General features: G+C 75.7%; 2 protein-coding genes. One reads left to right on the top strand and one right to left on the bottom strand.

What is annotated here, in order from left to right:
• On the top strand, window positions 1-1,269 hold a 1,269-nt coding region (locus AOK16_RS16470), incomplete at its 5' end, for an MFS transporter (protein ID WP_055472999.1).
• A gap of 209 nt (window positions 1,270-1,478) precedes the next feature.
• On the opposite strand, the gene AOK16_RS16465 is transcribed toward AOK16_RS16470, so the two are convergent.
• Window positions 1,479-2,270, bottom strand: a complete 792-nt coding sequence (locus AOK16_RS16465; protein ID WP_055473000.1) for a spermidine synthase — start codon at window positions 2,268-2,270, stop codon at window positions 1,479-1,481.
• Window positions 2,271-2,526: the final 256 nt, after the last annotated feature.

Below are 2,526 nucleotides of genomic sequence, written 5' to 3'. Positions count from 1 at the left end.
GAATGGGCGAGCCGCAACTACACCCTGCTGACCGCCGCCACGGTGGTCACCGGCCTCGGCAGCTCCGGAGCGCTGATCGCCTCGGCGTTCGCGGTGCTGGAGGCGGGCGGCGACGGTACGGACGTCGGGCTGGTCGCGGCGGCCCGTACGGTCCCGCTCGTCCTCTTCCTGCTGATCGGCGGGGCGGTCGCGGACCGGCTGCCGCGCCACCGCGTGATGGTCGCCGCGAACGTCCTCAACTGCCTCTCACAGGGCGCCTTCGCCGTCCTCGTGCTCTCGGGCGAGGCCCGGCTGTGGCAGATGGCGCTGCTGGCCGCCCTCGGCGGCACCGGGCAGGCCTTCTTCGCACCCGCGGCCGAGGGCATGGTCCTCTCCAGCGTCTCGGGCGAGCAGGCGGGCCGGGCGTTCGCGTTCTTCCGCATGGGCATGAACGGCGCGAACATCGGCGGCGCCGCGCTCGGCGGCGCGCTCGTCGCCTCGGTCGGGCCCGGCTGGGTGCTGGCCGTCGACGCGGTGGCCTTCGCGGGCGCCGCCGCGCTGCGCGCCTTCCTCGACGTCAGCCACGTCCCCGTACGGGAGCGGGGCGGCGGGGTGCTGCACGATCTGCGGGTGGGCTGGCGGGAGGTCGCCGGGCGGCCGTGGCTGTGGGGCGTGGTGGCCCAGTTCGCGGTGGTCAACGGGGTGGTGGCGGCGGCCGAGGCGGTGTACGGGCCGCTGGTCGCCGACGAGTTCCTCGGCGGCGCCCGGCCGTGGGGCATCGCGCTCGCCGCGTTCGGTGCGGGCACGGTCTGCGGGGCGCTGCTGATGACGCGCTGGAAGCCGAGCCGCATCCTGCTGACGGGGACGCTGTGCGTCTTCCCGCTCGCGCTGCCGTCGGCTGCGCTCGCGGTGCCGCTGCCCGCCGGGGGCCTGACGGCGGTGATGTTCGTCTGCGGCGTCGGCCTGGAGGTCTTCGCGGTGACGTGGATGATGGCGCTGCACCAGGAGATCCCCGAGGACAAGCTCTCGCGCGTGGCGTCCTACGACTGGTTCGGCTCGATCGCCATGGTCCCCCTTGCCACGGCCCTCGCGGGCCCGGTCGCGGACACCTTCGGACGCGCGGAGGCGTTGTGGGGCTGCTCGGCCGTGATCGCCCTGCTGACGGCGGCGGTCCTGACGGTCCCGGACGTGCGCGGGCTGCGACGCCGGCCGGAGAGCGGGCGACCAGGCTTCGGGGGCCGTCCCGAGGCTCAGCCGACGGCTCAGTCCTCGACTCAGCCCGCCGGCTAGCCGCTGGTGAGCCCGCTGGTCACCCCGCAGCTCAGCCCGCGGGTCAGTCGGTGAGCCCGCAGCTCAGCCCGCCAGTGAGCTCGCCGGTCGCCCCCGCAGCTCAGCCCGCGGGTGAGCCCGCAGCCCAGTCCTCGACTCAACCCACCGGTCACCCCGCGGCTCAGCCCGCCGAGCAGCCCTCGGCGCGCAGCCCACGGCCCCGCCCTCGGTCAGCCGATGCTGAAGGAGCCCTCCGGCGGTTCCGGGGACGGGGCCGCCGCCGTGTCGGGCACCGGGGACGCCCCGGCGTAGAGGCGGGCCAGCTCCGGGCCGTGCTGGACGCGGGCCGGGAAGGCGTCGGCCGCGGCCCTGCGGGCCAGCGCGGCGGCGGGGAGTTCCGCGGCGGAGGCGGCCAGGACCGTGTTCCCGAACCGGCGGCCGCGCAGCACCCCGGGCTCGGCGATGAGCAGCAGGTGCTCGAACACCTCGGCCAGGTTGGCGAGTTGGGAGCGCAGGAACGCGAAGGGCGCGCTGTCGGCGAGGTTCGCCGCGTACACACCGCCGGGGCGCAGCACGCGGGCGGCGGCCCGTGCGTACTCGATGGTGGTGAGGTGCGCGGGCACGCGTGAGCCGCCGAAGACGTCGGCGACGAGGACGTCCACGGAGGCCGGAGGGGCGGTTTCGAGCCAGGCACGGGCGTCGGCGGCGTACGTCGTGATACCTGAGCCCGGCGGCAACGGCAGGGCTTCGGCGACGAGTTCCAGGAGGCGGCCGTCGAACTCGACCACCGTCTGACGCGAGCCGGGGCGCGTCGTGGCCACGTACCGCGGCAGGGTCAGCGCGCCCCCGCCCAGGTGCACCACGTCCAGCGGGCGCCCCGGCTCCGCGGCGGTGTCCAGGACGTGGCCGAGCCGGCGCGCGTACTCGAACTCCAGGTGCGCCGGATCGTCCAGGTCGACGTAGGACTGGGGCGCCCCGTCCACGGTCAGCAGCCAGGCCCGCGGCCGGTCGATGTCGGGCATCAGCTTGGCGGTCCCCGAGTCCACGCCCCTGCTGAGGGGAACCGCCCCGTCGTCGTTCTCGTCCACGGGTCCATTGTCGGGTGCGGGAGCGGACGTCGTCCGCCCGGGCAGACCGCGCGGACATGGCGGTTCCGCCTGGCCGGGTCTGAGGAACTCGCGGGCGGGGCGTGCGCCGCACATAGCCAGGCATCGCGCACGGGCGGGCCGGTACGAGAGACGCACGCCGCCGTACGAGAACCCGGGCACCGTGCAGGGG

The organism is Streptomyces pathocidini (assembly GCF_001418495.1).
Classification (GTDB): Bacteria; Actinomycetota; Actinomycetes; order Streptomycetales; family Streptomycetaceae; genus Streptomyces; species Streptomyces pathocidini.
The sequence above is the reverse complement of the archived record's forward strand: the minus strand, read 5'-3'. Positions and strand labels throughout refer to the sequence as shown.

Excerpts from the sequence above, each read along its gene's own strand:
- AOK16_RS16465 (WP_055473000.1), bottom strand. The coding sequence starts at position 2,270 with ATGCCCGACATCGACCGGCCGCGGGCCTGGCTGCTGACCGTGGACGGG.